At 72.9% G+C, this 6220-nt stretch carries 7 protein-coding genes; 3 read left to right on the top strand and 4 right to left on the bottom strand.

Annotated elements, in window-relative coordinates; genetic code table 11:
- Positions 1-605 (bottom strand): alpha/beta hydrolase family protein (locus H5J29_RS17595; protein ID WP_376768543.1); only part of this gene is annotated, 605 nt, incomplete at its 3' end.
- A gap of 380 nt (positions 606-985) precedes the next feature.
- Here H5J29_RS17595 and H5J29_RS17600 point away from each other — a divergent pair.
- The gene (locus H5J29_RS17600; protein WP_181782042.1) at positions 986-1360 is read left to right on the top strand and encodes an amidohydrolase family protein; all 375 of its coding nucleotides are present in this window, start codon (positions 986-988) and stop codon (positions 1358-1360) included.
- Positions 1361-1460: 100 nt separating this feature from the next.
- Here H5J29_RS17600 and H5J29_RS17605 read toward each other — a convergent pair whose 3' ends face one another.
- Together H5J29_RS17605 and H5J29_RS17610 are read right to left on the bottom strand one after the other, a co-directional pair.
- On the bottom strand, positions 1461-3050 hold the full coding sequence (locus tag H5J29_RS17605; protein ID WP_312858285.1) for a flavin-containing monooxygenase: 1590 nt from the start codon (positions 3048-3050) through the stop codon (positions 1461-1463).
- Positions 3047-3991, bottom strand: coding sequence for an alpha/beta hydrolase (locus H5J29_RS17610; RefSeq protein ID WP_181782043.1), 945 nt, complete (start codon positions 3989-3991; stop codon positions 3047-3049). Before H5J29_RS17610 ends, H5J29_RS17605 begins: the two co-directional genes overlap by 4 nt.
- Before the next feature lie 274 nt (positions 3992-4265).
- Between H5J29_RS17610 and H5J29_RS17615 the strand changes: the two genes are divergently transcribed.
- The gene (locus H5J29_RS17615; protein WP_220187563.1) at positions 4266-5300 is read left to right on the top strand and encodes an AraC family transcriptional regulator; all 1035 of its coding nucleotides are present in this window, start codon (positions 4266-4268) and stop codon (positions 5298-5300) included.
- 18 nt (positions 5301-5318) lie between these two features.
- Here H5J29_RS17615 and H5J29_RS17620 read toward each other — a convergent pair whose 3' ends face one another.
- Positions 5319-5729: a winged helix-turn-helix transcriptional regulator gene (locus H5J29_RS17620; RefSeq protein WP_181782045.1), complete on the bottom strand. Its 411-nt coding sequence runs from the start codon at positions 5727-5729 to the stop codon at positions 5319-5321.
- 51 nt (positions 5730-5780) lie between these two features.
- On the opposite strand from H5J29_RS17620, the gene H5J29_RS17625 reads away from it, so the two are divergent.
- A partial coding sequence (locus tag H5J29_RS17625; protein ID WP_181782046.1) for an SDR family oxidoreductase occupies positions 5781-6220 on the top strand: 440 nt, incomplete at its 3' end.

The raw sequence follows: 6220 nt of genomic DNA on the forward strand, positions 1-6220 counted from the left end.
CGGACGCGCGGGTCGGACAGGTCCTCGTTCGCACCGGCGGGCGGCCCCACCCGCAGCCCGAGCAGGATGCCGGACGTCTGCCCTCCGAACGAGTGGCCCGCGGCGGCGATCCGGTCGCGGTCGACCCGTTCGGCCAGGCCGGGCACGGCGTCGAGCAGGGTGTCGTGGTCGTCGAGGACCTGCCGGGCGTCGGCGACGCGGAACCGCCAGAAGTCCGGTAGGCGCGGGTCGTCGTTCGAGACGCCGACCGTGCGGGAGTCCAGGTAGGTCGGCTGCAGGACGACGAAGCCGTGCGCGGCCCAGTAGTCGGTCAGCGGTCCGTAGCCGTCGAGCGAGGACCCGTAGCCGTGGCTGAACAGGACCACGGGCAGGTGGTCGCCCGTCGCCGGTGCGGAGACCCGTACCTGCAGGGGCGCGCCCCGCTCGGGCGGGCTCGTCAGCGTCACGGGCTTGGCGGACAGGACGATCGCACCCGGGCCGGGATCGGCGTACACCGGCGGCGGCCCGGAGGCGGGGAGGTGCTGGCTCAGCGCCATGGGGGACTCCTCTCTGCTGAATGCGTCTCGGAGCAGCTTGGTGATCAGCAGGTCGAGTGCGTCCTTCACGCACCCCGCCGCCCGGGCGGCGTCGGACCGCAGCCGCGCGCGCAGCCGGTAGCCCGGGTTCTCCCCGCGGCGGGCGGCTCCGTCGATGCGCGTTGCTGCCCGAGCCTCGCATCCCGACGACGTGCCAGGTGTCCTTGATCGTGTAGTCGGACCGGGGGATCAGCCCCAGTCCGAAGTCGACGGTCGTGCCCCGCTCGTCGACCAGCGGGAAGCCCACCATGACCCAGTCCGCGTGCAGCGAGCCGGACCCGTAGGACCACTCCCCGCTCACCCGGAAGCCCCCCTCCTCGCGGCGGGACTCGCCGCGCGGTGAGAACACGCCGGCCAGCCGCGCCCGCGGGTTCGCGCCCCACACCTCGTCCTGGGCCCGCTCGGGCAGCATGCCCAGCGCGATCCCCACCGTGTTGATCAGCGTGACGACCCAGGCGGTCGAGCCGCAGCCCTCGGCCAGGGTGGCGGCGACGTCGATGATCGTGCGGACGTCCGCCTCGTGGCCGCGGCGCGTGATCGACTACATCACGGACAACGTGCACGTCACGGCGGGCGGGGTACTCAGCCACCGGATGCTCCGGACCGCGATCGAGGTCCTCGGCCCGGACCGCGTCATGTTCGGCGACGACGACCCCTACCGCGGCACGAAGGGGCGGTTCGGCGGCGAGGGCGGAGCGCGGGAGTTCGTCGAGACGGCCCCGCTCGGCGAGGAGGACCGGCGCAAGCTGGGGCACCTCAACGCCGAGCGGCTGTGGGGGCTGTGACACGTCGACATCGAGGTCGCTGTACGACGTCAGGGGACGCGTGGTCTTCGGCGAGCTGACGGCTTCCCCGCCGGGGGCGACAGCCCGTTCGCGCGACCGCTCACACCATCTCGAAGCCGTGGTAGTAGGCCACCGCCACGCCGTCGCCGATCTGCCTGTACACCCCGACCCCGCCGATGAAGGGCAGGAAGACGCGGCGCTTGCCGGGGATGTTGGCGCCCATGTACCAGGAGGCGGCCTGGGGCATGAGGGTCCCGTCGGCGATGTCGTTCGTCGCGGCGACCCAGTCGTCCTCGGCGTCCTGCTCGGGCTCGACCCGGGTCAGGCCCTCGGCGCGCATGTGCTCGAGCGCCGCGGTGATCCAGTCCACGTGGTACTCGATCGAGGTCATCATGTTGGACAGCACCGACGGGCTCTGCGGGCCGGTGACGGTGAACAGGTTCGGGAAGCCGTGGGACATCAGGCCCAGGTAGGTGCGGGGGCCGTCCCGCCACTTCGTCCGCAGGGTGGTCTCGGCGCCGCGGATCTCCATGGCGTTCAGCGCGCCGGTCATGGCGTCGAAGCCCGTGGCGAACACGATCACGTCCACCTCGTGCTCGCGGTCGCCCGCCACGATCCCGCGCTCGGTGATCCGCTTGATCGGCTGCGCGTTCAGGTCGACCAGGGAGACGTTGTCCTGGTTGTAGACCTCGAAGTAGCCGGTGTCGACGCACATCCGCTTGCTCGCGATGGGGTAGGTGCGCGGGCTGAGCAGCTCGGCGACGCCGGGGTCGGTCACCGTCTCGCGGATGTGGCGGCGGACGTACTCGGCCACGACGGCGTTGGCGGCGGCGTCGACGAGGATGTCCGGGAACTCCGAGGTGAAGCAGAGCCCGCCGCGGTCCCAGCGCAGGCCCAGCCTCCGCTCGACCTCGCCGGGATCGGTCTCGGTGAGCAGGTCCGTGCCGCCCTCGCACTGGAACCCGGTGGGCTGCAGCCTGCTGACCTCGCGGAACTCCCGGTAGGTGGGCCGGACCTCGGCGAGCCGCTCGTTGGGCCCGTTGTGCGCGGGCACGGCGTAGGACGGGGTGCGCTGGAACACCACCAGGCTCGCGACGTCCGGTGCGATGGCGGTGATCGTCTGCAGCCCGGACGACCCGGTGCCGACGACGGCGACGCGCTCGCCCGTGAGGTCGACCTGCTCGTGCGGCCAGCTCGAGGTCCAGTAGACCTCGCCCGCGAACGCCTCGACCCCCGGGAGGTCCGGGCGCGAGGGCCTCGACAGGCACCCGGTCGCCGCGATCACGAACCGGGCGGTGCGCCGCCGCCCGTCGTCGGTGGTGGCCGTCCAGCGCCGGGACCCCTCGTCCCACACCGCGGACTCCACCCGACGGTCGAACTCGATGTCGCGGCGCAGGTCGTAGCGCTCGGCGACGTGTCGGGCGTAGTCGAGGATCTCGGGTTGGGCGGCGTAGCGCTCGCTCCAGTCCCACTCCTGCTCCAGCTCCGGGTCGAAGGAGTACGAGTACTCGACCGACTCGATGTCGCAGCGCGCGCCCGGGTAGCGGTTCCAGTACCAGGTGCCGCCGACGTCGTCGCCCGCCTCGATCACCCGGACGTCGAAGCCCGCGGTCCGCAGGCGGTGCAGCTGGTACAGGCCGGCGAACCCGGCGCCGATCACGAGGACGTCGTGGTGGTCGCTCACGGTCACGCCCCCTCGCCGGACTCGAGGAACGCGGTGAGGTGGTCGGCGACGAGCTTCAGGCCGGTCTCGGCCCCCGGCAGGATCCCGATCATCTGGAAGAAGGCGTGCATCTCGCCCTCGGCCTCCTCGAGGACCACCGGCACGCCCGCCGCGCGGAGGGCCTCGGCGTAGGCGACCCCCTCGTCGTGCAGCGGGTCGAACTCGGCGACCACGACGAGGGCGGGCGGCAGGCCCTCGTGGCTCGCCGCGCGCAACGGCGAGACGTCGGGGTGGGTGCGGGCGGCGACGTCGGGCAGGTAGTGGTCCCAGAACCAGACCATGGTGTCGCGGCTGAGCACCAGCTGGTTCTCGGCGGCCCGGTAGGACCCGGTCTCCAGGTCGCAGTCGGTCACCGGGTAGACGAGCACCTGGTAGCCGATCGCGGGCCCACCGCGGTCGCGCGCCCGCAGCGTCAGGACGGCGGCGATGTTCGCCCCCGCGCTGTCGCCCGCGACGACGAGGGGCACGCCCGCGGGCGCGAGCTCCGCGGCGTGCTCGGCGACCCACCTCAGCGCGGTCCAGCTGTCCTCGACCGCGGTCGGGAAGGGGTGCTCGGGGGCCTTGCGGTAGTTGACCAGGACGACGACCGAGCCGGTCAGGTTCGCCAGCCTGCGGCCGATGTGGTCGTACTGCAGGTCGATGTCGCCGAGGACCCAGCCACCGCCGTGGAAGTACACGACGATGCCCCGCGCATCGGCCGCCGGGGTCAGCACGCGGACCCGGAACCGGCCGCCCTCGCCCTCGAGCTTGAGGTTGCGGACCGCGGCCACCGCCGGGCCGCGGCCGCTCAGTCCGGCCATCACCGGGCCGTTCAGCCGGGCGACCGCGGGGGTCGACTCGTGGATCGCGGGGCCGCCGGCCTCCGCGAGCTGGGCCAGCAGCGCCTGGGACACCGGCTCGAGCGGCATGCACGTTCTCCTCGTCGAGAGTGGATGCTGAGAGCGAATGCGACGGGCGACGACATCGGTGACCTCGGCGACCCTCCGGCCACCGTAGGAGCGCCCCGCGGGCCCGGGACAGCACCGGCCTGGCCACAACGGGGTAGTTCCGGCCATCCCGTCGGTTTGACTACGGCAACGTGCGTTGCCAGACTGCGAGATCGCGGCAGCGGCGCCGCGGAGCCGATGGAGGCGATCGATGACGGCGGTGAGCAGGGTCCGCGCAGTCCCGTCCGAGCCAAGCGTGTCGTCTCGCCTGGTCGCGGCCATGGCGGACTCCTGGGACCACCCGCGGACGATGGTCGGGGTCTCGATCCTGTGTGAGTGGGCGGCCCTCGCCGGGCTGAGCACCGACGAGCTCCTGGCGGGCTCGGAGATCCCGCCCGACCTCCTCGCGGACCCGGAGCAGCTGATCGAGGCCCGGCAGGAGATCGCGGTGGTCCGCTCGCTGCTGCACGCGGTCGGCGACCGCCCCGGCCTGGGGATCGAGGTCGGCAGGCTCTACCACCTCACCGCCTACGGCTACTACGGCTTCCTGCTCGCCGCGTGCTCGACGGTCCGCGAGACCGTGCGGCACGGCTTCCGGTACGCGCCGCTGACCTTCGCCTTCTCGACGATGAGCGTGCACGAGACGGACACGCCGTCGGTCGTGCAGGCCCTCGACGCCGATGACGTGCCGCTCGACATCCGCCGGTTCGTCGTGGAGCGCGACCTCGCCGCCGCCGTCCAGCTCCAACGCGAGCTGATGCCGTGGCCCCGGCGGGTCCCGCTGCGCGAGGTCCGGCTGGCCGACGACGTCGGGCGCGACCCGCTGCCCCCGGTCTTCGCCGAGCACCTCGGGGTGCCGGTGAGCGGCGGCCATCCCCGCACCGAGCTCGTCTACGACGCCGGGTTCCTCGACGAGACGCTGCCGATGGCGAGCCCGCACACGGCCGCCGTCATGGCCCGGCAGTGCGAGCGCATCCGCACCGAACGCCTGCACCGCACCGGGATCGCCGCGCGGGTCCGCGCCCGGCTGCTGGAGCGGGCCGCCCTCGACGTCGGGTTCGAGGAGATCGCGGAGGCCCTGCACTACCCCCCGCGCACGCTGCGCCGCCGCCTCGCCCAGGAGGGCACGTCGTTCCGCGAGATCCTCGACGAGGTGCGCTGGACGGTCGCCGAGGACCTCCTGCACACCCCGACCGTCCCGCGCCGCGAGATCGCCCAGCGCCTCGGCTACCAGGACTGGTCGAGCTACCGCCGGGCCCGTCGTCGCCGGCAGGGCCGACCGAGCGCCTGACCTGCGCCCGACCCCCGGTCAGGCCGCCCCCTTGCGGGCGTCGAAGTCCGCGCGCGCCTGCTCGACCCGGTCCAGGTTGACAGTCCAGTCGGCGAGGACCGCGAACAGCGGGGCCAGGCTCCGGCCCAGGTCGCTGATCTCGTACTCGACCCGCGGTGGGACCTCGGGGTGGTAGGTCCGCACGACGAGCCCGTCGCGTTCGAGCTGCCGCAGGCGCTGGGTCAACACCTTCGGGGTGATCGTGCCGATGCGGCGTTCGAGCTCCACGAACCGGTGTCGGCCGTACTCGTTCAGCGTCCAGAGGATCGGCGTCGTCCACCGACTGAAGATGATCTCCACGACGGGGGTCACGGAACAGGCCTGATCCGGTGGGATCGGCGTGGTCGTCGTCACCACTGCACCACTTTCCTCTAGGTACCTACTAGCCATCCGACAGTAGCGTCCCGCCGCGGATCGGTGGAAGTGGCGGAAGGACTCGGGATGATCGTGGTGACCGGAGCGACGGGGAACGTGGGCACGCCGCTGGTGCAGGCCCTCGTCGAGGCGGGGGAGGAGGTGACGGCGGTCTCGCGGCGCGAGGTCGAGGCTCCCCCGGGGGTCCGGTCCGTACGGGCCGACCTGGCCGAGCCGGCGAGCCTGGAGCGTGTGTTCGCCCGCGCCGAGGCGGTGTTCCTGTTGACCGCGCCGGAGTTCCTGGCAGGCGGAGACCTCGGACCGGTCGTCGACCTCGCGCAGGCGAGCGGCGTCGCCCGGCTGGTCCTGCTGTCCTCGCAGGGCGTGGGTACGCAGCGGCACCCTCCGGCGATGGAGGACGCGGTGACCCGGTCGGACCTGGAGTGGACCGTGTTGCGCCCGGGCAACTTCGCCTCCAACGCGCTGCGGTGGGCAGGCGACGTCCGCTCCCGCCGGACGGTGGCCGC

The sequence above is a fragment of the Pseudonocardia pini genome (genome assembly GCF_013870575.1).
GTDB classification, from domain to species: domain Bacteria; phylum Actinomycetota; class Actinomycetes; order Mycobacteriales; family Pseudonocardiaceae; genus Pseudonocardia; species Pseudonocardia pini.